Genomic DNA, 20,870 nt, shown 5'->3' on the forward strand with positions numbered 1-20,870 from the left:
CCGTCAGTTGCTGGCAAGACGCTCGGCGCACCAGGCCTGCGTCACATAGGGGAAGGCGATCACGGGTTCGCGCAACGCGGCGAAGCGCAGCGGGAGTGCCCGCAACTTCGCTTCCACGATCTCGCGCTCGGTCTGGGGCAGTGCCGCGATGAAGCTCACCGAGGCGATGCGGTCGATGACGACCTGCTCGAACGAGCCCTCATGGCGGTGGGGCAACTCCGTCAGCTGCAGCGGCGCGAACAGCGTCTGCCCCTCGAAAGGGCGCCTCCACTGGCCGGTGTAGTAGCGCGGCACATCGCCCTCGTAGGGCGTGATGATCTCGGTGATCGCCGCGACCCAGTCGCAGGATTCGTCCCGCACATTCCAGACCAGGCCGAGCCGGCCGGCGGGCTTCAGCACGCGGTGCATCTCGCCCAGGGCCTGGCCATTGGCGAACCAGTGAAAGGCCTGGGCGCAGACCAGCACGTCGGCCTCGGCATCAGCCAATGGCAGGGCCTCCGCCGTACCCGCAAGCGCCCGCACGCCGGGCAGGCTCTGCGACAGCTTCTCGCGCATCGCGTCGACCGGCTCCACCGCCGTCACCGCAGCGTCGGTGCGGGCCAGCAGCCGGGTGAACTTGCCGGTGCCCGCGCCGAGGTCGACCACCCGCGCACCTGCACGCACGCCGAGCGCTGTCTCCAACCAGGCCGCCAGCGCCTGCGGGTACTCTGGCCGGCCGCGCTGGTAGCTGTCGGGGGCCTGGGTATAGCCGCGCTGGGCGGCGTCGTGGATGGGCAGGTTCATCACAGTGCGGCGTAGAGCCGGCCCGGATTGAACACGCCATGCGGGTCGAAGCTGGCCTTGAGCCGCTTGTGGATGGCCGCCAGCGGTGTGCTCAGCGGCGCGAACACACCGCCGCTCTTGTCCAGCGAACGGAACAGCGTCGCATGCCCGCCCACCGCAGCAGACGCCTCGCGCACGCCGGCCGGCGGCAGCGGCGTGACGACCCAGCGCTGGGCGCCGCCCCATTCGATGAGCTGTTCGCCATGCAGCTTCAGCTCGGGCGTCGTGCTCGGCAGCGACAGCCGCCACAGTCGCGCGCCACCGGCCACGGCACGCTCGGCGCCGATGAAGAACTCGTCGCTGTGGTCGCGCAGGCCGGTCCAGAAAGGCTCGGCCATGTCTTGCGGAATGACATCGCCCCCCAGCTTGCGGCAGGCCGCCTCGACGGCTGCTTCGGCACCCGCCATGCGCAGCAGCAAGGCACCGTCCCACCAGGCACTGGCCTCGATGGGCAGGGGCTCGCCGCCCCAGCGGTTGACCGCCATCAGCGCGGCGGCCTGGTCGAAATCGAAGCGCAGCGTCGCGATGGCGGCCGGCAGCGGCAGCACCTTCAGCGTGACTTCGGTGATGAGGCCGAGCTGCCCCAGCGAGCCCGCCAGCGCGCGGCTGACGTCGAAGCCGGCGACGTTCTTCATGACCGTGCCGCCGAAGCTCAGCAGCTCGCCCTTGCCGTTGATCATCACGGCGCCCAGCAGGTGGTCGCGCACCGACCCCAACGCCGCCCGCGTCGGCCCCGACAGGCCGGCGGCCACCATGCCACCCACCGTGCCGCGGCCCCCGAAGCGCGGTGGCTCGAAGGCCAGGCGCTGGTGGCGCTTGGCCAGCAGCGCTTCGACATCGGCGATCGGCGTGCCCGCCAGCGCGCTGACGAACAGCTCGCTGGGCTCGTAGGCCGTCACGCCCTTCATCTCCAGCGTGGACAGCAGCTCGCCCTGCGGCGCCTCGCCATAGAAGTCCTTGCTGCCATGGCCCTGGATGCGCAGCGGCTCGCGCGCATCGCGCAATCGGGTCTGCAGGTCGGCAAAGCTCAAAACCGCTCCAGTTCCGGAAAGGCCAGCAGGCCGCGCTTCACATGCATGCGGCCGTACTCGGCGCAGCGGGAGAGGGACGGGATCTGCTTGCCCGGGTTCAGCGTGCCCGCCGGGTCGAAGGCGCGTTTGAGCGCCAGCATCTGCTCGCGCTCCTCGGCGCTGAACTGCACGCACATCGAGTTGAGCTTCTCCACGCCCACGCCATGCTCGCCCGTCACCGTGCCGCCCAGCGCCACGCTGCGCTCCAGGATCTCGGCGCCAAACTGCTCGCAGCGGTGCAGCTGGTCGGGGTCGTTGGCATCGAACAGGATCAGCGGATGCAGATTGCCGTCGCCGGCATGGAAGACGTTGGCGCAGCGCAGGCCGTACTTTTTCTCCATCTGCTGGATGTCGAGCAGGATGGTGGCGAGGTGCTTGCGCGGGATGGTGGAGTCCATGCACATGTAGTCGGGGCTGATGCGGCCCGACGCCGGAAAGGCGTTCTTGCGGCCGCTCCAGAACTTCAGCCGCTGGGCCTCGTCGGCGCTGACCTGGCAGCGCGTCGCGCCGCTGGCCTGCAGCACGGCCTCCATGCGCGCCACCTCCTCGGCCACCTCCTCGGGCGTGCCATCGCTCTCGCACAGCAGGATGGCCTCGGCCTCGAGGTCGTAGCCGGCATGCACGAAGTCCTCGACGGCGGCCGTCATCGGCTTGTCCATCATCTCCAGGCCCGCCGGGATGATGCCGGCCGCGATGATGGCCGCGACGGCGTCGCCGGCCTTTCGCACATCGTCGAAGCTGGCCATGATGCAGCGCGCCAGCTGCGGCTTGGGCACCAGCTTGACGGTGACCTCGGTGACGACGGCCAGCATGCCCTCGCTGCCAATGACGAGGGCCAGCAGGTCCAGGCCCGGGGCGTCGAGCGCCTCGCTGCCGAACTCGATGGGCTCGCCCTCGGCCGTGAAGCCGCGCACACGCAGCACGTTGTGCAGCGTCAGGCCGTATTTCAGGCAGTGCACGCCGCCGCTGTTCTCGGCGACGTTGCCGCCGATGCTGCAGGCGATCTGGCTGCTGGGGTCGGGCGCGTAGTAGAGGCCGTGAGTCGCGGCAGCTTCGGAAATCGCCAGGTTGCGCACGCCGCATTGCACGCGGGCCGTGCGCGACAGCGGGTCCAGCGACACGATCCTGTTGAACTTGGCCAGGGCCAGCGTGACGCCCAGCTCATGCGGCATCGCGCCACCCGACAGACCCGTGCCCGCGCCGCGCGCGACGACGGGCACCCCGAGGCGATGGCAGGCCTTGAGCACAGCCGCCACCTGGGCCTCGGTCTCGGGCAGGGCCACGGCCAGCGGGCGCTGGCGGTAGGCGGTCAGACCGTCGCATTCATAGGGCGTGGTCTGCTCGGCCTGGTGCAGCAGGGCGTGGGCGGGCAGCAGCGGCGCGAGGGCTGCAATGAGGGCGGCGCGGCGGGCGGCGAGGTCCAGCGGGGCATTCATGGCGGGCCCACTTTAGCCTTCGAGGGAGAGCCAGTAGGCCGGCTTGTGCAGCGGCGTCTCGGGCGGCAGCAGCGGGTTCTTCAGCAGCAGCTGGCGGCGCCGGGCCAGGTGGTGGCGGCGCATCAGGTCGCCGAAATACTGCTGGAAGAGGCGGGCCAGGCTGCCGTCGCTGGCCGCCGAATCCATGCCGCGCTGCAGCTCGGCCGCCAGCTGCGGCCGATCCGGGCGCACGAAAAGATAGGAGGCCGCCGGGTAGCGCAGCAGCACATGGGGTTCGATGACGAGGTCGTGGGCCTGCGGCGTGGCCGCCTCGTCGTCGATCTCGAAGACGGCGCGCGGGAAGTAGTCGATGCGGCGCAGCCTCAGCATGTCGAACAGCGCCTCGTAGCGGCTGATGCCCTGCACCGGCAGGCCATTGGCGCGCAGGATGCCGGTGTCCGGCCAATCCTGGCCCTGGCCGGCAACGTAGCGCGAGAGCTCGCTGAGGTCGCGCAGCTCGCGCCAGCGATCCACGTCCTCGGGGCGGACGAAGGCGATGCGGCAACCGATGAGGCCACGATCCATCGGCACGCGCACCGGCAGCATCTGGCCCTCGCGCTCGATGCTGGTCATGGTCCAGCACAGGTCGATGCGTCCGCTGCGGTCCGCCAGCTCGCGCACGACGCGCGCCTGCGTCATCGGCACGGGTGACTCCAGCAGCTCGTAGTCGGTGCCGCTGCGCGTGATGGCGAGCTTGATGACCTCCTGCATGTAGTGCCATTGCGGCACACGGCCGGGGTCGTGCTGGGGGTAGACCAGCGGCTTGGCGCGCGCGGGCGCCTCGGCGGCGGCGCCCGCCGCGAGCATGAACAGCAGCGGCCGGCGCCTCATCGCCCGCTCGCGGCCTGGGCGCGCCCCGGCCTCAAGCCTTGCGCCGCGCGGTCTTGGCCGCCGTTTTCGTGGTGGTGGTCTTGGCAGCGGTCCGGGCCGCCGGCTTGGGCGCGGCGCCCGACGCAAAGCCCTTGGCGACGCTGCCGACCACCGTGGCCGGCACGCTGGCGGCGCGCTTGAGCGTGTCGCTGGCGGCGTCGAAGCTCTGCTTGACGAGGGTGCCGGCCAGGTTCTTGGCCGCATCGGTGGCGGTGTCCTTCATGGCCGAGGTGGCCAGCTGCGTGAACTGCTGGCTCAGCGCCGTCCACCATTGCGTCGGGTCGACGACGCCGGCGGGGTTGTCCGCCACGGCCTTGGCCGCGTCGCCGGCAGTCTTCACGGTCTTGGCCGCCACCTTGGCCGCGGTCTTGGCCGAGGTGGCAGCCGTGCTGGCGGCGGCCTGGGCTACGGGCGCCGCGGCAGCCAGGATCTCGGGCGGGATGCCGGGCCAGGAGGTGCCGTCGCCGCTGGGCAGCTTGAGGCTGTCGCGCAGGTCGGCCAGCGGCACGTTCATGGACTTGAGCGTGGACAGGGTCATGCGCTGCACCTCCAGCGCCTGGATGGTGGCGGCCAGCATGCGCGCGTTCTGCTCCAGCCAGAACTGCACGGTGCGCAGCTCCTCGATGCGCTTGGAGAGCTCCTCCGGGTTGAGCGTCGGCGCGACCCACTGGCCGATGCCGGGCAGGGCCGAGCCGGCGTTCTTGACGAGGCCCTGCAGGAACTCGAAGCCGGGCACGAACTTGGTGAAGCTGTTGTCGCTCATGGTGTCTCCTGGGTCGTCCAACGCTGTGGATGCTACTTCGCGGGCAGCAGGGCTTCGACGGTAAAACCCTGCTCGGCCAGCAACCTGGGCAGGGCCTGGGGCCCGCTCATGTGCAAGGCGCCCACGGCCACCAGCAGGCGCTGGCCGGCGGCGTGCAGGGCGGTGATGCGCGCGGCCAGCGGGCCGTTGCGGTCGTCGTTGACGCGCTTGAGCCAGGCGCGCTCGGCCGGCGTGTCGGCGCAGGCGCACCAGCGCGGGTAGTCGGCCAAGGTGCCGAGGTCGCCGCGCGACCAGGCCTCGGCCAGCTTGCGCAGCGGCGCCCGCACCTGGCCGCGCTGCATCTGCTTGAGCGCGGCGTCGACGATGACCGGCAATTCCGCGGCCGCCGGTTCCAGCGCCGCCAGTTGCTCCTGCACGCTCTCCAGCGACTGCACCGGCCGGCCTTCGACATTGGCGCGCGCCATCAGGGACAGGTCCTGGCCGAAGCCGGCGTCGAAGCCGTCACGCCGCACCTCCAACAGCGTCAGCGTGCTGAGCTGCAGCATGGCCGGCAGCGCGCTGAGGGCGTTGGGGGGCAGGCAGGCCGCACGGGCCTGCGCATCCATGCGCCGGGCCAGCGCGGGCGACAGCGGCAGCTTCTGCACGGTTTCCAGCGCCGCGGGCACGTCCGCCGGGTCCAGCTCCACGGCCAGCACCTCGGTGGCGTCCCAGGCGGCACGCAGGGCCGGACCGGGAATGATCCACTCCGGCTTGCCGATATGCAGGGTGCCGTACAGATAGCTGCTGTGACCATCGCGGCTGATGCGCCACAGCAGGCCGCGGTCGGGCGCACGGGCCAGCCACGACTTGATCTGCTCCGGCGTCGGAACCCTGGGTTCCGGTGGGCAGGCCGCCTGCGCCACGCCCACGAGCAGCGTGAAGGCGATGGCGAGGGAAAGCGAAAGGGCTCGAATCATGGCTTGGGCTCGATGCGGAGTTCACCGGGCTTCTGGCTGAAATGCAGGCGCCCCAGCACGTCCATGCCGAGCAGCGGCGCGCCCAGGTCGGGCAGCACGGTCACCGCCAGCTTGTCGGCGCGCACGCCGCCTTCCAGCACGATGTCGGCCCGCGCCAGGAAGCCGCGCACGGCGCCGCCGGCGGTATGGGTCCGCACGGCGCCCAGGGGCTTGAGCCCGGCGCGCTCGGCCAGGGCCTGGGGCAGGGCCGTCGTCGTGGCGCCGGTGTCGACCAGGAAGTCGACCTCGATGCCGGCAACCCGCCCCGGCCAGTGGAAATGCCCGTCGTCGCCGCGCGTCAGCACGATGGCCTCGCCCGCCAGCTGGAAGCGGCTGGACTGGCGTTCATGCTCCCAGAACTGGAAGCCCAGGAAGATGACCAGGCCGACCAGCAGCCAGATCGTCAACAGCTTGAAGGTGTGCGGCAGATCCGGATGGGACACGGTGGGGGGGCTGTTTACGCTACGGGAATCGGTGCGAGAGTGCCTGCGCGGGCGCAGGGCAAGGCGTGCGACGCCGCCTGGGCTCATGCCCAAGCAAAGCGCGCAACGATGCCATGCGCCTGCGCAGACACTCTCCCAACGGGTTGTCACTCGAAAGCCCGCGCGCGGCGCTGCGAAGCCTCGCTGGGGATGACCCCAGCTTCGACTTCGCGCCTTGCTCGCGGGCTTTTGAGTGGCAACGCACCCGATTCCCGTAGCGTAAACAGCCCCCTGGGTTTGTGAGGGCGCCAACGATAACCGCGCGGCTCAAAATCCATGACATGAAGCGCATGAAGCTCTTGAAGCTGTTCCCCGCCCTCCTGCTGGCCGCCTGCGCCTCGGCCCAGGCCAACCCCTTCGCGCCCGTCGAGTGGCTGGCCGGCTGCTGGGTGCAGCAGGGGCGCGAGGCCGGCTCGGTCGAGCAGTGGATGGCGCCGGCCGGCGGCCTGATGCTGGGCATGGCGCGCACCCTGAAGAACGGCCGCGTCGTCGAGTTCGAGTTCATGCAGATCCGCGCCGATGCCGACGGCAAGCTGAGCTATGTCGCCCAACCCCAGGGCCGGCCGCCGACGGAGTTCGGCTTGCTGCGCCAAGGAGAAGCCGAAGCGGTGTTCGAGAACCCGACTCACGATTTCCCGCAACGCGTCATCTACCGGCGCGAGGCCGCCGACCGGCTGGTGGCGCGCATCGAAGGCAGCATGAAGGGCAAGGAGCGCGGCATCGACTTCCCCATGCAACGCACGGCCTGCCCTTGAAAGCCCTGTCGCTGCTGGCACTGCTGCTGGCGGGGAGCGCCGACGAGACCGCGCTGAACCGCTTCAACGATCCCTTCGAGGCCGTGTCCAGCGACATCGCCGGCTGCCCCGAGCCGCTCGGCCCGCGCGTCACCGCGGCCGAGGCCCGCGTGCAGGCCCACCACCGCGCCGAGCGCGGCACGACCTGCTGGCTCCAAGGTGAATGCCGCGAACCCAATGCCTTCCACTACGACGCCGCCATCGCCCAGGCCCTGCGCCCGCGGCTGGCCGGCGCAGCGGCCCTGCATCCCAGCAGCCTGTGGTTCACCGTGCAGGGGCGCGTCGTCTATCTGGAAGGCTGCGTCGAGCGCGCCGAACAGGCGGCCGAGCTGGAGGCGCAGGCACGCGGATTGCCTGACGTGCAGCAAGCCCTGGCCCTGGTGCGGGTCGGCCGGGGTGGCGCTGTCCCTTATCGACGCCTGGGCGGCCCATGAATCGACCCGCAAGACCCCAGGCCCGACAACGCCGCCCGGCCTTGTCACGATGCTGCCCATGCGACTGCTGAAGCGACTTGCAACCCTGCTCACCTTGACGGCCCTGCTGGGCCTGATCGGCTGCTCCAGCCTGACGCTGGCCTACAACCAGCTGCCGCTGCTGGTCGGCCTGTGGGCCGACCACTATCTGGACCTGGACAGCAGCCAGGAGAGTCGGCTGAAGGAAAAGCTGCAGGCCTGGCAGGCCTGGCACCGCCGCGAAGAGCTGCCGCATTGGCTGGCGCTGCTGCGCCAGGCCAACACGGCGCTGGACAACGGCGTGACGCCGGACGAGCTGCTGGCGCTGGAGCGCGGTGCGCGCGCCAGCCTGGAGCGCTGCCTGCAGCAGGCCGCGCCGCTGGCCGCGCCCATCCTGGCCGACCTGCGACCCGATCAGTGGCAGCACCTGCAAAAGGAAATGGACGAGAAGACGGCCGAATGGCGCGACAAGCACGCCGGCAGTGGCGGCCCGGGCGAGCGCGCCAAGCGCTACACGACCAATCTGGAACGCTGGCTGGGCGACCTGGACCGGTCCACACGCAAGCAGGCCCGCGCCGACGCGCAGGGCTGGCACTTCGACTTGGCGGCCATGGCCCAGGGCCGCGCCACGCGGCAGGCACGCACGGTGGAGGCGCTGAAGGCCTGGTCGCGCCACGACCTGGCCGGCGGCAACGCGCTGTTCATGAGCAATGCGCTGACGCTGCCGTCCGAGCAGCCCTACCGTGATGAGGTCACCGCCAGCCTGCTGAAGCTGCTGAACGGCCTGAACGGCGAACAGCGCGCCCAGGTGCGCAAGCACTGGGCCGACTGGGCCAACGAGTTGCGCAGCCTGCAGACGGCGAGCTGAGTCTGTTCAGCGCAGCGCGAACAGCTCGGCCAGCGCCTCGCGGTACTGCGCCTGGCCGACGGCATTGGTGTTGTGGTGGGAGCCGCCCTCGACGAGCAGGAAACGCTTGGGCGCCTGGGCACGCTCGTACAGCGCCTGGCCGAGGCGGTGGGGAATGAGGCTGTCCTGGCTGCCATGCACCACCAGCAGCGGCGAGCCGACGTCGGCAACGCGCGAGGCCGCATCGAAACGCTGCGTGATCAGCGGTGAGACCGGCAGCCACCCCCAGCGGAAGGTGCTGACGACGTCGGGGATGGACGTGAAGCTGCCCTCGACGATGAGCCCATCCTCGTCGCCGACCTCGCTGGCCAGCTGCACGGCGATGGCGCCACCCAGTGAATGGCCGAAGATGAAGCGGCGCTGCGCCGGATGCTGGCGCGCCAGCCAGTCCCAGGCCGCGCGGGCATCCTCGGCGGCCATGGCCTCCGACGGCAGGCCCGCCGAACTGCGGCCGAAGCCGCGGTAGTCGACGCGGCTGTCGAAGGCGATCCAGACGTCTTCCATGCCCTGCGCCGCGGCGAGGCCGCCGGCCCAGGTGCGGTCGCCGGGCTGGAAGATCCAGTCACGCTGGCGCTCGTCCAGCGTGGCGCAGCCGACCTGCAGGCCCAGCACCGCGAGCAGCCCCAGGGCGGCAAGGCGCCGCCACGAGCGGCGGGATGTGACGGCACGGCTCATGCCCTCATCCTGCCAGAGCGCGCCCGACCGGTGGCGAGACGGGCCTTGGCCCGCTCCAGACCTTAGGAGCGCAGCGCCGCCACGGCGGACAGGCGCGCGGCCCGGCGTGCCGGCACCCAGACGGCCAGTTGGCCCAGCAGCCACAGCACCAGCGCGCCGGCGATCAGGTAGGCGCCGGGCAGGCGTGGCAGCTCATAGCTCTGCATCAGCAGCTGGCTCAGGCCCCAGGCGCCGCCCAGGCCGATGAGGATGCCGGTCGTCGTCAGCAGCAGGTTCTCGAGCTGGAAGTAGCGCAGGATCTGGGTCTCGGTGGCGCCCAATGCGCGCCGCGTGCCGATCATGCGGGTGCGCTGTTGCACCCAGAAGCTGGCCAGACCGACGATGCCCATGGCGGTGACGAGCAGCAGCGCCACGCAGACGCCGCCCATCAGCCAGGCCATCGCGCGGTCCTGGGCATAGAAATCGGCGCGCATCTCGGTCAGCGGCTTGGCCTGGGTGACGACACGCCCCTTGTTGCCGGCTTCGAGCACGGCTGTTGCGGCCTTGATCTTGGCGTCCAGCTGGCCCGGCTCTGCACGGATGATGTAGGAGCCGCCGCCGCGCAGCGGCAGGATCATCGCGTTGCCGCCGTCGTTGCCGCCGCGGGCGCGGTGCAGCTGGGTGTGCGTCAGCGTGTCGACGACGCCGATGACGGTCGACGGCGAGTTGCCGAAGATGTAGACCGTCTTGCCCACCGCCGAGACGCCGGGGAAGAGCTTGTCGGCCATCAACTTGTTGATGATGAGCTGGCCGATCTTGGGATCGGAGACGCTGAAGACCTGGAAGCCGTCCAGGATCTCGTCGGCCGTGAAGTTGCGGCCCTCGAGCAGCTTGAGCCCGAAGGTCGGCAGCATCTGGTCGTCGGCCGCGTACTGCGCCGCGCTGATGCGCACGCCCTTGTTGTCGGGCTCCATCGACACGCCGCTGTTGTTGCTGTTGTTGCCGTAGACGATCTGGTTGGCCACCGTGGCGGCCTTGATGCCCGGGATGGCGCGCACCTGCGCGATGTCCTCGGCCACGATGCTCGCGGTGCGCTCGGGCGGCTGCGGCTTGCTGCCGCGCAGCGTCAGCACGGCCATCTCGGACTCGGCCAGGCCGCTGTCGGTGTTCAGCGCCTGGACGCGGGTCTGGATGAGGTGCAGCGCGTTGGTGACGATGCCGCAGGACAGCGCCACCTCCAGCACGATGAGGCCGGCTGCGATGCGGTGGCGGCGCAGCGTGGACAGGATGGGCATGAGGTCTGTGAACATGTTTTCAGTCAGTTGATGCCCGAGCTACTCGCTTCGCTCGGGCGGTCTGGCACACAAGTCAAGAGACTTTCAGTTGGACGGCGGGGGTGACGAGGGCGGCACGCCAGGCGGGCAGCAGGCCGGCGAGCAGGCTGGCCAGCAAGGCCAGGCCCAGCGTCAGGGCCAGCATGCTGGCGTCGAGCTCGGCCAGGCGGGCATATTCGTTCGGGCTCTGACGCACCAGCCACAGCCCGCCCTGGGCGAACAGCAGGCCCAGCAGCGCACCGGCCAGGCCGAGCAGGCCGGCCTCGACGACGAACTGCTTGAAGATGTCGCCGCGCGTGGCGCCCAGGGCCCGGCGCACGCCGATCTCGCCGCTGCGGCGCAGCGTCTTGGCCAGCAGCAGGCCCACCATGTTGACGACGCAGACGGCCAGGAAGCCGAAGGCCAGCCAGGTCTGCAGGCGCACGTCGGCGGGCAGCACCTTCTGCGAGCCCAACCAGTCCATCACATCGCGCAGGCGCACATTCGTCGGGCGCTCGTAGCGGCCGGCCTTGCGCTGGGCTTCGGAGAAGGCGACGAGGTAGTCGCGGTAGGCGCTAGCGTCCTCGGGCTTGGCGAACTCGACCCAGTACTGGATCCAGGAGCAGCTGGCGTTCAAGTCCAGCGAGCTGCCGCCGTTGGCGCCACGGGCCCAGCAATTCATATTGCCCCAATGGCCCATCTTGAGCGCCATCGCCGTCGAGAACGGCAGGTAGAAGTCCTCGGTCTCGGTGTAGCTGCCCAGCGTCAGGTCCCAGAAGTGCGGCTGCACCTTCCAGGGCTTGAGCACGCCGACGATGCGCAGCGGCTGGCCGCGCACGATGACTTCCTTGCCGATGCTGTTGGCGCCGCCGAAGAGCTTCTCGTTCAGCGACGCCGAGATGACGGCGACGCGCGCCTCGGCTTCGTCGTCGGTCGCGTTCCAGCCGCCGCCGTATTGCCAGGGCGCATCGAACATCGCGAAGAAGTCGGCCGACGTCATGCGCACGCCCGAGAAGATCGGCTTGACCTGGGCATCCGACAGGCCCACGGCGGTGTTGAAGCCGCTGGACATGGTCTGGCGCATCGCTTTCTTGTCGCGCAGCAGCGCCGTCGCGTCGAAGCGGGTCAGGTCGAAGTTGGGCTCTTCGCCGGCTTTCCAGCCGACCATGTCCGAGGCGTCGAGCTGCACATTGAACAGACGCGCACTCTTGTGCGGGATCGGATCGCCCGACAGCACGTGGTAGACGGTCAGCGTCGTCATGCAGGCGCCGATGCCCAGGGCCAGGGCCAAGACCATCAACGCGGAGAGGCCCTTGGCGGCAAGGGTGTTGCGCCAGGCGAGTTCGAGGTAGTGGAGGAACATCAGTTTTTCTCCAGGAGGGCGTTGACGGTGGTGAGCTCGGCGTCACCGAGCGAACCGGCCGCCTGGTGCAGGGCCAGCAGGGCCAGCACATGGCGGTGGCGGGCCTGGGTCTGCGCGTTCTGCGCGCCGGCCAGGGTCTGGATGGCGAGGAGCAGGTCGGTGGTGCTGCGCGTGCCGAGCGTGAGGCCGGTGCGGGTGGCTTCGAGCGCGCGCTCGGCGGCCTCGACGGCGACCTGCGTGGAGCGCAGCTGCACCTCGCCCTGGCCGACGGCCAGATGCTGGGCGCGAACCTCGCGCAGCACGGCGCGGCGGCCGGCTTCGAGCTGCTCGCGCGCGGCGTCGCGCTGGAAGCCGGCGCGGTCGGCCGCGGCGGCTACTGAGCCACCGGCGAACAGCGGCACGGTCAGGCGCAGCCCGATCAGCGTCGGCGTGCGGCTGGCGTCCAGCGCCGAGACGCCATCGCCGCGGCGCTGCGTCGTGTCCACACCCACGCTCAGCGTTGGCAGATGGCCGGCGCGTGCGGCGGAGATGCGTTGCTCGCTGGCCTGCACGTCCAGCTGCAGCGCGCGCAGWTCGGGGTTGGCCTGCAGCGCGCGCTGGACCCAGGCCTCGGCGTCGTCCGGCAATGGCTGGGCGGTCAGCGCACGGCGCAGCGGCTGCAGTGCGGCGACGGGAGTGCCCGTCAGCTGGGCCAGCGCCTCGCGCGCATCGGCCACATTGAGTTCGGCGGCCAGCGTATTGCCACGCGCCAGCTCGCGGTAGGCGCGCGACTGGTCGGCCTCGACCTGGGCCGACAGACCGGCCTTGAAGCGGGTGTCAGCCTCGCTGACCTGGCGGGCGAAGGCCTCTTCATTGGCGCGGGCCGTGGCCAGCTGGGCCTGGGCCGACAGCAGGCCGAAATAGGCATCGGCCACCCGCGCCCGCGCGGCCTGCTCGGCGGCGGCCAAGCGGGCGACCTGGGCGGAGGCCTGGCTGCGGCTGGCATCCCATTCGCGCAGCGCGGCCAGGTCGACCAGGGGCTGGCTGAGGCTGCTCGTCGTCGTGCGCACGCGGGCACCGCTGCCGTTCTCGCGCTGCTCGCTGCTCTGCAGGCTCCACTGCGGCAGCAGGGCGGCGCGGGCTTCGCGCGAGGCGGCTTCCTGCGCGCCGTTGTAGGCCGCGGCCTGGCGCAGCAGCGGATCGGCCGCACGCGCCTGGGCCCAGACCTGCAGCAGGTCGTCGGCGCGGGCCGCGGTGGCGGTCAGCAGCGCGAGGACGAGGATCAAAGGACGCATGGGCTTAGGCGACGGCCAGGGTCGTCTTCAATTCGGCGGTCAGGTCGACGACCTGGCCGTCGATGACGTGCACATTGCGCTGGGCGCGGGCGGCCAGCTGGGGGTCGTGGGTGACCATGACGATGGTGGCGCCGTCGCGGTGCAGCTCTTCCAGCAGCTCCATGACGCTGCGCGCCATCGCGCTGTCGAGATTGCCGGTGGGTTCGTCGGCCAGCAGCAGGCGCGGCTCGCCGGCGAGGGCGCGGGCGATGGCGACACGCTGCTGCTGACCGCCGGACAGCTCGGCCGGGTAGTGGCGGCCGCGGGCCGACAGGCCGACACGGGCCAGCGCATCGGCGGCGCGCTTCTTGCGCTCGGCACTGCCGTAGCCCCGGTAGCGCAGCGGCACCTCGATGTTGTCGAGCACGCTCAGGTCGGGGATCAGGTTGAAGGCCTGGAAGATGAAGCCGATCTTCTGGTTGCGGATGCGCGAGCGCTCGGCGTCGCCCATACGGCTGACGTCGATGCCGTCGAGCTTGTAGCGGCCGGCGCTGAAGGCCTCCAGCAGGCCGGCAATGGTCAGGAAGGTCGTCTTGCCGGAGCCCGAGGGCCCGGTCACTGCGACGAACTCACCCTCGTTGACGGTCAGGTTGAAGTCGCGCAGCGCATAGGTCTCGACCATCTCGGTGCGGTAGACCTTCTGCAGTTTTTCCATCTGGAGCATGGGAGGTGTCCTGTTCGTTTGGATTGAGTTGGTCGCGATCAGCTTTGCCGAGGGCTTGGTTTGTCTAACTGGCACTTGCTCTCTGGCAAGGTGCCGGGAGTCCGTCCCGGCGGCCGGGTAACTTTCTTCTGCGGGGCCAGAAGAAAGTCACCAAAGAAGAGGCCCTGAACCGCACACGATCGCGACGCCGCGATGAGCGGCGCGCGAAAACGGCCAGCGGCATTGCGACAAGAAGCGAACCGCTGCGCTCTCGCACACGACTTGTCACCTGCGCAGCTCATCGCACCATCACCCCGTTCGACGCGCGGCTGCACGCCGGGCTCACCAAAACAGCCCAATGCAGCGTCGCTCGGGCGACGCGGCTGCTCGGTATTTCCTGATGAGCCCGGCGTGCAGCCGGCGTTAACTGGCTTGAAGGCCCGATCGCTGGTGCTCGCCACAAGTCGTGTGCGAGAGCGCAGCGGTTCGCTTCGGGGCGCCGTCCATTTCGAGCTTGCGAGCGCCTCATCCCGCTCGAGTGCGGATTGCATCAGCGCTCCTCTTTTGGTGACTTTTCTCTGGCGCGTCAGAGAAAAGTTACCCGCCCTCGCGGGGCGGACTCCCGCGGCACTGCAGGGAGTCTTAAGGACAGCCGTCAAAGCAACCTGACTCAGCATCACGCCCAACCCTCAATCCGCAATCAGGACGCGCTCCGCGCCCTTGAAGTTGTCCGACCCGGAGATGACGACGCGGTCCCCGGCCGACAGGCCCGAGATCACCTCGACCCGCTCCAGCGAGCGCGCACCCAGCTTGATGGCGACCTTCTCCGCCACGCCGCCGCGCACCACATAGGCATAGCTGCCGCCGCCGTCGTCGACGAAGCTGCCGCGCGTCACGCCCAGCACCTTGTCGCGCTTGTCCAGCAGCACGCGCACCGACAGGCGCTGGTTCTGGCGCAGCTGCTCGGGCTGCTGGCCGGCAAAGCGCAACCGTGCCGAGACCTCGCCGCCCACGACCTCGGGCGACACCGAGCTGACCTGGCCGGCCCAGCGCTGGCCGTTGCCGTTGATCTCGCCGGGCATGCCGGGCTGCAGCTCGCGGGCGAAGCTCTCGGCCACCTGCATCTGCACTTCCAGCGCCGACAGGTCGATGACGGACAGCAGCTTGGCGTCGCGGGCGACGTTGGTGCGGTCGGGGATGAAGAGCTGGCCGACCTGGCCGTCCACCGGCGAGCGCACCGACAGCTCGCCCACCTGGCGCTCCAGGTCGGCCACCAGCAGCTGCTGGCGGGCCAGCGCGCTCTTCTTGGCCTGCACGTCCAGGGCCAGGCTGTCGGTCTTGAGGCCGCGCAGGTCGCGGGCCTGATCGTGCGCAAGCTTGGCCTTGGCCAGTGCGTCCTGGGCGCGCTCGACCTGCATGCGTGCCGTGGCGCCGGCCTCGAAGGCCTGGGTCTGGCGGGCCAGGTCGTTGGCGGCGGTCTGCTGGTCGATGCGGGCGTTCTCGAACGCGCTCTGCAGCGCGGCGGTCTGCTGGCGGGCCTCGACCTCTGCGCGGGCGAGGTCGGCCTTCACGGCGTCGACATTGCTGCGTTCCTGGGCCAGGCGGTTGGTCAGCTCGGGCGAGTCGACGCGGGCCAGCACCTGGTTGCGCTTGACGGGGTCGCCGGCCTGCACGGCCAGCGTGACGGTGCCGGCGCCGGGCGCGAACAGCGTCGGGCTCTGGGCGGCGACGACGCGGCCCTCGCCGGCGACATCGCGCGTCAGCGGCCCGACGTCGACGGTGGCCAGGGACAGGCGGGCCACGCTGACCGCCTGGTCGGCGGACAGCATCTGCTTGATACGGCCGCCGCTGGTCAGGGCCAGCACGGCCACGACGGCAGCGCCGCCGCCGACCAGCCAGGGCCAGCGCCGGGACTGGGGCGCCACGGGGCGGTCCTGCTCGGTGGTGTCGCGAAAGCGGGTGTTCATGGCCGGTATTTCGCAAGCCACGTGCCAGGCCGCCGCGCGTGACAAATCAACGGCTTGGCGGCGCCGGGACTGTCCGCGGACAGCTTGCGGACAGTCCGAACAATGTCCGCAACCCACCGCATCGTTTGCTTACCAAACTGAACAAATGGTGGCGAGACGACACGAGCGGCGCCAACAAAGATGGCGCCGCTTCGAAAGACCACCATGCCCTTCGCCCGACTTTGCCTGTGGGCCGCGCTGGCCGCCCTGAGCTGGCCCGCCCTGGCTGCCGACACGCCGCCGACCACCACCACGATGACCGAGTCCGAAGCCCGGCGCTTTCTGGCCCTGGCCAGCTTCGGCCCGACGGACGCCGCGGTCAGCGACCTGATCGCGCGCGGCCGCACGGCCTGGATCACGGGTCAATTCAATCTGGCCTCGTCCGATTTCAGCGGCGTGCCCTATGTCGACCCGGACTCCAGCAAGGGCTGCCCCGCCGGTTCGCCGGCCACCTGCAAGCGCGACAACTACAGCCTGTTCCCGGTGCAGGTGCAGTTCTTCGCGAACGCGGTGAACCAGCCCGACCAGCTGCGCCAGCGCACGGCGCTGGCCCTGTCGGAGATCCTGGTCGTGTCGGGCAATGTCATCAAGCTGCCCAATGCGATGGCCAACTACCAGCGCATCTTCCTGCGCAACGCCTTCGGCAACTTCCGCGACGTGCTGAAGGAAGTGACGCTGTCCCCGGCCATGGGGCGCTTCCTGAACATGGCCAACAACGACAAGGCCAACCCGACCAAGGGCATAGAGCCCAACGAGAACTACGCCCGCGAGGTGCTGCAGCTCTTCTCCATCGGCCTGTGGCAGCTCAACCTCGACGGCAGCCTGAAGCTCGACAGCAGCGGCCAGCCGCTGCCGAGCTATGACCAGGACACCGTCGAAGGCTTCGCCCATGCCTTCACCGGCTGGACCTATGCGCCGCGGCCGGGTGCCACGAAGAACAAGTTCGGCAACCCGAGCTACTACGACGCGCCCATGGTCGCCTTCGACGACCACCATGACAAAGGCAGCAAGAAGCTGCTCAACGGCACCGTGCTGCCCGGCGGCCAGACGGCCCAGGCCGACCTCGACGCGGCCATCGACAACATCTTCAACCACCCCAATGTCGGCGTCTTCATCGGCCGCCAGCTGATCCAGCAGCTCGTCACGGCCAACCCCAGCCCGGCCTATGTGCAGCGCGTGGCCACGACCTTCAATGGTGGCCAGCGCAACAAGCGCGGCGACATGAAGGCCGTGCTGCAGGCCATCCTGACCGATCCCGAGACGTTCACGCCGCAGGCACCCGCCAACTTCGGCAAGCTGCGCGAACCCATCCTGCAACTGACCCATCTGCTGCGTGCGCTGGGTGGCACGAGCGACGGCGTCTGGCTGCGCAGCCAGGCCGCCGGCCTGGGCCAGACGGTCTACAGCCCGGCCAGCGTCTTCAACTTCTTCCCGCCCGACTACGACCTGCCCGACAACCCGGCCCTGGACGGCCCGGCCTTCGGCGTCTTCAACGCCAGCGCCGCCTTCAAGCTGAGCGGCGTGCTGCAGACGGCGCTGAACGGCAAGGGCGTGGCGGCCGATCCGACGGTGGCCGGCTCGGTAGGCACCAAGATCGACCTGGCCCGCTGGCAGGCCCTGGCGGCAACGCCGGCCAGCCTCGTCGCCGAGATCAACCGCGTGCTCTTCGCCGGCCGCGCCAGCAGCAGCTTGCAGACAGCCCTGCTGAAAGCAGCGCAGATCGCACCGGCCACCAAGCCCCTGGATCGCGCCAAGGCCGCGCTCTTCCTCGCCGCGATGTCACCCGAGTATTTGGTGGAGAACTGAAGTGAAAAGGCCCCTCGCCCACTCTCGCCCCGCTGAACGCGGGCAAGCCTGGTCGGTCCCCCGCGGGGACGGCGATGCTTGCCGGTTCGACCGGCAAGCACATCGCCAGACGGGCCGGCTCGGGAGCGGCCCAGCGCTCGGCCCGCAAGTTCAAGCGTTCCGAATCGGAGAACTGACATGCTGAATCGTCGCCATCTGCTCTCCCACGCCGCGGCCTTCGCCGGCGCCTCCGCCCTGCCCTCGCTGGCCGCGCCGCTGCTGGGCAGCGACTACCGCGCCCTCGTCTGCGTCTTCCTCTATGGCGGCAACGACGGCAACAACATGGTCATTCCGACCGACGCCGCCAGCTACGCTGCCTATGCCAGGGCGCGCGGCACCGCCGGTGCCGGCGGGCTGACGCTGCCGCAATCGGCCCTCGCGCCACTGAACGGCGGCGGCGTCGGCCTGCACCCGGCCCTGACGCCGCTGGCCGACATCTGGAACCAGGGCCACCTGGCCGTGCAGGCCAATGTCGGCCCGCTCGTGAGGCCCATGACCAAGGCCGAGTTCAACGGTTCAGGAGCGCAGCGTCCGAGCAATCTGTTCTCCCACGACGACCAGCAGGACCAATGGCAGCGTGGCCAATCCTTCAGCGGCAACCAGGCCACCTCGGCGACGGGCTGGGGCGGCCGCATCGCCGACCTGCAGGCCAGCAACGGCGTGGTGCCCATGGCGCTGTCGGTCAGCGGCAACAACGTCTTCATGAACGGCGCCAGCAACGCCGGCCTGACCGTCGGCTCCGGCACCAGCTTCGCGATCAAGGGCTTCGGCAACAACCCGAGCGCCAGCCCCCTCTACCAGCTCTACCAGAGCCTGCTGCAGCAGCCCTATGCCAACGCCGAGGAACGCGCCGCGGCCAGCGTGCTCAACCAGGCCGTCAAGGCCAGCAATGTGCTGAACACGGCGCTGTCCGGCACCGGCAGCGTCGCCGGCCTCTTCAATGGCCTGAACAGCGGCGTGGCCCAGCAGCTGCTGACGGTGGCCAAGATGATCGAGGGCCGTTCGGGCCTGGGCGTCACGCGCCAGCTCTTCTTCGTCAGCATGGGCGGTTTCGACACCCACAACGACCAGCTCAACCAGCAGAACCAGCTCTTCGCCGACCTCGGCCCGGCGTTGAAGGCCTTCTACGACGCGATGCAGCAACTCGGCGTCGCCAATGGGGTGACCACCTTCACCGCCAGCGACTTCGCCCGCACCCTGCAGCCCGCCTCGGGCGGCGGTACCGACCACGCCTGGGGCAACCACCAGTTCGTGCTCGGCGGCGCCGTCAAGGGCGGCCTCTATGGCCGCATGCCCCAGCTCGTGCTCGGCGGGCCGGACGACTCCGGCGACGAAGGCCGCTGGCTGCCGACGACGTCGGTGGACCAGATGAGCGCGACGCTGGCCAGCTGGTTCGGCGTCGGCGCAGCCGACCTCGGCGGCGTCTTCCCCCACCTGGCCAACTTCAGCGTCAAGAACCTCGGTTACTTCGGCTGATGACAAAACTGGAAGGATCGACTGGTACAACCGCCCGATGCCCGACAACCACACGATCCAGTGCCGCTGCGGCCAGCTCCGCGGCCAGCTCCAGCCCACGCGCCCGTCCAATCGCTGCGTCTGCCATTGCACCGACTGCCAGGCCTTTGCCCGGCATCTGGGCGCGCAGGACGCGCTGGACCGCCAGGGCGGCACCGACATCGTCCAGGTCCCGGCCTCCCACGTCGTATTCACGCAGGGCCAGCAACGGCTGGCCTGCATCCGACTGACCGACAAGGGCATGCTGCGCTGGTATGCGAGCTGCTGCCGCACGCCGATAGGCAACACGCTCGCGGACCGGAAGGCCGATTTCGTCGGCCTCATCCACACGGGCCTCGGCCCTGGCAGGCCCTCCGTGGACGAATCATTCGGACCGGTCACGATGCGCGTCGGCGTCGACGGCGCCCTGGGCGACAGCAAGCCGAAGGCGGCCGGCATGTTCAGCGGCATCGCCAAGACCCTTGCCATGATCATCAAGGGGCGTCTGCGTGGGACCTACCGGGCCAGTCCGTTCTTCAATCCGCAGACCGGTCTTCCGATCGCGAAGCCCCAGGTGCTCTCGACCGCCGAACTGGCGGCGGCCAAGCGGGTGGGCTGAGGGCGGCTATTTCGGCTGAGGCTTGGCGCAGGGCTGGGTCAGCAGCCCGTAGTTCGCTTCCTTCGCGTACAGGAAGCGGCCGCTGCCGACGTCGAAGATCAGGTCGGTGGACACGATGCGTCCCCACCAGGCGCGCACGAATAGCAGCTCTTCGTTGAGCCACTGGGCCTCGACGCTGTCGAGTTCGCGGTCGAAGTCCATGCGCCAGCGCGCGCGGGTCTTGGTCGAGAAGATCTGCAGGGCCACCGTGTCCGGTCCGTTGAGCCCCGGCTGGGTCACCCGCGTGAAGGCGGCGGTGCGCTGCGGTGCCCAGCGCTTGTCTTCGGCCTCATCGCTTGCCGGCGGCGCCGCCGGCCGCGCGGCCAGGCGCTTGACGGTGACATGGTCCTTCAGCGGGATGAGCTGAGGCGCCGAGTAGAGGACGACGGCCTCGTCGCAGCTCTGCATGGATTCGGCCTGCGCCGTGCAGGCAAAAGCCACGAGAACAAGACCGGGAAGGAGTGGGTGCATGGCGACGGTGTTGGGAGGTTGGCGAATGCTGCCAGCCTCAACGCAGACGTCATGCGCCGCGACGACTTCGTTCGTGGGGTGCCCTATTCGACGAGGCGGCCGCCAAAGGCGACACGCCCCGCCCCAGCCGGCGCGTACTCGAGATGCACGAGATGGGTCGGCCGGCCGGCCGCCGCCGCAATGGCCGCCGTCAGCGCGGTGATCTCGGCCTTCAGCGCCTCGCCCGTCGGCGGGCGCGCATGCAGCATGCGCACGAAGACCGGTGCCTCGCCTTCCAGCGGACCGCCGTTCTCGGCGTAGTGGCCGATGCCGTCCAGCCTGACCCAGACCCGCCCGGGATCCAGGCCGAGGATGTCGCCGATCACGTCGGCCAGATGAGCGGCGAGCGCCTCGGCAGCCGGCGGCAGGGCGCCGGCCCAGAGGACGTCGACGACGGGCACGCCCTCAGGCCCCGACCGCGACGAGGAAGCAGTAGGCCAG

Annotated in this window: 21 protein-coding genes; 6 read left to right on the plus strand and 15 right to left on the minus strand. The window is 70.0% G+C overall.

Annotated elements, in window-relative coordinates; all coding sequences use genetic code 11:
• Positions 1 to 3: 3 nt before the first annotated feature.
• Genes AC1D2H_RS04350 through AC1D2H_RS04380 form a run of 7 tightly spaced genes read right to left on the minus strand, consistent with a single transcriptional unit; the run spans position 4 to position 6,438 of the window.
• Positions 4 to 783, minus strand: a complete 780-nt coding sequence (locus AC1D2H_RS04350) for a class I SAM-dependent methyltransferase (protein ID WP_478010015.1) — start codon at positions 781 to 783, stop codon at positions 4 to 6.
• A complete protein-coding gene (glcE, locus tag AC1D2H_RS04355) occupies positions 783 to 1,853 on the minus strand; it encodes a glycolate oxidase subunit GlcE (RefSeq protein WP_478010016.1) in 1,071 nt (356 codons plus the stop codon). The genes AC1D2H_RS04350 and glcE overlap by 1 nt, the downstream gene beginning before the upstream one ends.
• On the minus strand, positions 1,850 to 3,328 hold the full coding sequence (locus AC1D2H_RS04360; protein ID WP_478010017.1) for an FAD-linked oxidase C-terminal domain-containing protein: 1,479 nt from the start codon (positions 3,326 to 3,328) through the stop codon (positions 1,850 to 1,852). Before AC1D2H_RS04360 ends, glcE begins: the two co-directional genes overlap by 4 nt.
• 12 nt (positions 3,329 to 3,340) lie before the next feature.
• Positions 3,341 to 4,198 (minus strand): substrate-binding periplasmic protein, encoded by an 858-nt coding sequence (locus AC1D2H_RS04365; protein WP_478010018.1) that lies wholly within the window; start codon positions 4,196 to 4,198, stop codon positions 3,341 to 3,343.
• Between the two features lie 31 nt (positions 4,199 to 4,229).
• On the minus strand, positions 4,230 to 5,000 hold the full coding sequence (locus AC1D2H_RS04370; protein ID WP_478010019.1) for a PhaM family polyhydroxyalkanoate granule multifunctional regulatory protein: 771 nt from the start codon (positions 4,998 to 5,000) through the stop codon (positions 4,230 to 4,232).
• A gap of 32 nt (positions 5,001 to 5,032) precedes the next feature.
• Positions 5,033 to 5,956 carry a TraB/GumN family protein gene (locus AC1D2H_RS04375; RefSeq protein ID WP_478010020.1) on the minus strand — a complete coding sequence of 308 codons (924 nt, stop codon included), beginning with the start codon at positions 5,954 to 5,956 and terminating at the stop codon, positions 5,033 to 5,035.
• Positions 5,953 to 6,438, minus strand: a complete 486-nt coding sequence (locus tag AC1D2H_RS04380) for a retropepsin-like aspartic protease family protein (protein WP_478010021.1) — start codon at positions 6,436 to 6,438, stop codon at positions 5,953 to 5,955. Before AC1D2H_RS04380 ends, AC1D2H_RS04375 begins: the two co-directional genes overlap by 4 nt.
• A 329-nt stretch (positions 6,439 to 6,767) precedes the next feature.
• On the opposite strand from AC1D2H_RS04380, the gene AC1D2H_RS04385 reads away from it, so the two are divergent.
• Genes AC1D2H_RS04385 through AC1D2H_RS04395 form a run of 3 tightly spaced genes read left to right on the plus strand, consistent with a single transcriptional unit; the run spans position 6,768 to position 8,591 of the window.
• Positions 6,768 to 7,232, plus strand: coding sequence for a DUF6265 family protein (locus AC1D2H_RS04385; protein ID WP_478010022.1), 465 nt, complete (start codon positions 6,768 to 6,770; stop codon positions 7,230 to 7,232).
• Positions 7,229 to 7,705, plus strand: coding sequence for a BON domain-containing protein (locus AC1D2H_RS04390; RefSeq protein WP_478010023.1), 477 nt, complete (start codon positions 7,229 to 7,231; stop codon positions 7,703 to 7,705). Before AC1D2H_RS04385 ends, AC1D2H_RS04390 begins: the two co-directional genes overlap by 4 nt.
• 58 nt (positions 7,706 to 7,763) lie before the next feature.
• Positions 7,764 to 8,591 (plus strand): DUF6279 family lipoprotein, encoded by an 828-nt coding sequence (locus AC1D2H_RS04395; protein ID WP_478010024.1) that lies wholly within the window; start codon positions 7,764 to 7,766, stop codon positions 8,589 to 8,591.
• 6 nt (positions 8,592 to 8,597) lie between these two features.
• Here AC1D2H_RS04395 and AC1D2H_RS04400 read toward each other — a convergent pair whose 3' ends face one another.
• From AC1D2H_RS04400 to AC1D2H_RS04425, 6 genes are all read right to left on the minus strand, one after another.
• Positions 8,598 to 9,305 (minus strand): alpha/beta hydrolase, encoded by a 708-nt coding sequence (locus tag AC1D2H_RS04400; protein ID WP_478010025.1) that lies wholly within the window; start codon positions 9,303 to 9,305, stop codon positions 8,598 to 8,600.
• A gap of 62 nt (positions 9,306 to 9,367) precedes the next feature.
• Positions 9,368 to 10,594 carry an ABC transporter permease gene (locus AC1D2H_RS04405; protein WP_477931354.1) on the minus strand — a complete coding sequence of 409 codons (1,227 nt, stop codon included), beginning with the start codon at positions 10,592 to 10,594 and terminating at the stop codon, positions 9,368 to 9,370.
• 58 nt (positions 10,595 to 10,652) lie between these two features.
• A complete protein-coding gene (locus tag AC1D2H_RS04410; RefSeq protein ID WP_478010026.1) occupies positions 10,653 to 11,960 on the minus strand; it encodes an ABC transporter permease in 1,308 nt (435 codons plus the stop codon).
• Entirely contained in the window at positions 11,960 to 13,234 is a 1,275-nt protein-coding gene (locus tag AC1D2H_RS04415) for a TolC family outer membrane protein (protein ID WP_478010027.1), read from the minus strand. The genes AC1D2H_RS04410 and AC1D2H_RS04415 overlap by 1 nt, the downstream gene beginning before the upstream one ends.
• Before the next feature lie 4 nt (positions 13,235 to 13,238).
• Positions 13,239 to 13,937 (minus strand): ABC transporter ATP-binding protein, encoded by a 699-nt coding sequence (locus tag AC1D2H_RS04420; protein WP_477931349.1) that lies wholly within the window; start codon positions 13,935 to 13,937, stop codon positions 13,239 to 13,241.
• Between the two features lie 668 nt (positions 13,938 to 14,605).
• Positions 14,606 to 15,883: an efflux RND transporter periplasmic adaptor subunit gene (locus AC1D2H_RS04425; protein ID WP_477931347.1), complete on the minus strand. Its 1,278-nt coding sequence runs from the start codon at positions 15,881 to 15,883 to the stop codon at positions 14,606 to 14,608.
• Positions 15,884 to 16,087: 204 nt separating this feature from the next.
• Here AC1D2H_RS04425 and AC1D2H_RS04430 point away from each other — a divergent pair, with 204 nt between their 5' ends.
• The 3 genes from AC1D2H_RS04430 to AC1D2H_RS04440 all read left to right on the plus strand — a co-directional run bounded on the left by AC1D2H_RS04430 (position 16,088) and on the right by AC1D2H_RS04440 (position 19,880).
• Positions 16,088 to 17,728 carry a DUF1800 domain-containing protein gene (locus AC1D2H_RS04430; protein ID WP_478010028.1) on the plus strand — a complete coding sequence of 547 codons (1,641 nt, stop codon included), beginning with the start codon at positions 16,088 to 16,090 and terminating at the stop codon, positions 17,726 to 17,728.
• Between the two features lie 177 nt (positions 17,729 to 17,905).
• Positions 17,906 to 19,243 (plus strand): DUF1501 domain-containing protein, encoded by a 1,338-nt coding sequence (locus AC1D2H_RS04435; RefSeq protein ID WP_478010029.1) that lies wholly within the window; start codon positions 17,906 to 17,908, stop codon positions 19,241 to 19,243.
• 37 nt (positions 19,244 to 19,280) lie between these two features.
• Entirely contained in the window at positions 19,281 to 19,880 is a 600-nt protein-coding gene (locus AC1D2H_RS04440) for a DUF6151 family protein (protein ID WP_478010030.1), read from the plus strand.
• A gap of 6 nt (positions 19,881 to 19,886) precedes the next feature.
• Here AC1D2H_RS04440 and AC1D2H_RS04445 read toward each other — a convergent pair whose 3' ends face one another.
• On the minus strand, positions 19,887 to 20,390 hold the full coding sequence (locus AC1D2H_RS04445; RefSeq protein WP_478010031.1) for a hypothetical protein: 504 nt from the start codon (positions 20,388 to 20,390) through the stop codon (positions 19,887 to 19,889).
• A gap of 83 nt (positions 20,391 to 20,473) precedes the next feature.
• The gene (locus AC1D2H_RS04450; RefSeq protein WP_478010032.1) at positions 20,474 to 20,830 is read right to left on the minus strand and encodes a hypothetical protein; all 357 of its coding nucleotides are present in this window, start codon (positions 20,828 to 20,830) and stop codon (positions 20,474 to 20,476) included.
• Positions 20,831 to 20,870 lie beyond the last annotated feature (40 nt).

The organism is Roseateles sp. P1_C1_2 (assembly GCF_056406535.1).